The following is a 1448-nucleotide window of genomic DNA, read 5'->3' as shown; positions in this document are numbered from 1 at the left end:
GTGTCTGGTGACCTAGCGTACTCAATCGACGAAGATGGTTCGATTCGTCTAAGCCAAGAGCAGCTGCTTTCTCAAGCATCAGATGTGGAAGGCGATGACTTGACGGCCAGCAGCCTAACGGTCGACGGTGATGCAACGGTTGTAGCCAACGACGATGGCAGCTTTACGATTACGCCAGATGAGAACTTCAATGGTGACATCGATATCAGTTTCGATATCTCTGATGGCACCAATACCATTCAAGCATCAGCTGACCTAACGGTTAACCCAGTTAATGACCTGCCAGTACCTCAAGACCAACAGTTCAGCGTTGAAGAAGACGGCACACTTATTTTCACTGATGCTGACCTATTAACAGGTGCGACTGATATTGAAGGCGACAACCTAACGGTTGAAGGTGTGACCTACGATGGTGGCGACGGTATCCTGACCGACAACGGCAACGGGACTTACACCTTTGCGCCAAACGAAAACTTCAATGGCGACGTAAACTTCGGTTTTGATGTATCAGACGGCACCGATACGGTCTCTGCCAACATCGACGTAAGCGTAACTGCCGTTGATGATGCGCCTGTATCGGGTGACCTAGCGTACTCAATCGATGAAGACGGTTCTATCCGTTTAAGCCAAGAGCAATTGCTATCACAAGCATCTGACGTAGAGGGCGATGACCTTACTGCTAGCGGCCTAACGGTTGGTGGAGATGCGACGGTTGTAGCTAATGATGACGGCAGCTTCACCATCACGCCAGATGAGAACTTCAATGGTGACATCGATATCAGCTTCGATATCTCTGATGGCACCAATACGGTTCAAGCATCAGCTGACCTAACGGTTAACCCAGTTAACGACCTGCCAGTCCCTCAAGATCAACAGTTCAGTGTTGAAGAAGATGGAACGCTTATCTTCACCGATGCAGACCTGTTAACAGGCGCTACCGACATTGAAGGTGATAACCTAACGGTTGAAGGTGTGACCTACAATGGTGGCGACGGTATCCTTACTGACAATGGCAACGGTACGTACACCTTTGCGCCAAATGAAAACTTCAATGGTGACGTAAACTTCGGCTTCGATGTGTCAGACGGCACCGATACGGTCTCTGCGAACATCGATGTAAGTGTGACTGCGGTTGATGATGCGCCAGTGTCTGGTGACCTAGCGTACTCAATCGACGAAGATGGTTCGATTCGTCTAAGTCAAGAGCAGCTTCTATCGCAAGCTTCTGACGTAGAGGGCGATGACCTTACTGCTAGCGGCCTAACGGTTGGTGGAGATGCGACGGTTGTAGCTAATGATGACGGCAGCTTCACGATTACGCCAGATGAGAACTTCAACGGTGACATCGATATCAGCTTCGATATCTCTGATGGTACTAACACCGTTCAGGCTTCTGCGGATCTAACCGTTAACCCAGTTAATGACCTGCCTGTCCCTCAAGATCAACA

Annotated in this window: 1 protein-coding gene; it reads left to right on the top strand. The window is 49.5% G+C overall.

Annotated elements, in window-relative coordinates; translation table 11 throughout:
• Nucleotides 1-1448 (top strand): cadherin-like domain-containing protein (locus AB4138_RS23685; protein ID WP_372307944.1); only part of this gene is annotated, 1448 nt, incomplete at both ends.

It is taken from the genome of Vibrio sp. 10N.286.52.C3 (assembly GCF_041468865.1).
Classification (GTDB): domain Bacteria; phylum Pseudomonadota; class Gammaproteobacteria; order Enterobacterales; family Vibrionaceae; genus Vibrio; species Vibrio crassostreae_C.
This window is presented reverse-complemented; position numbering and strand designations above follow the sequence as displayed.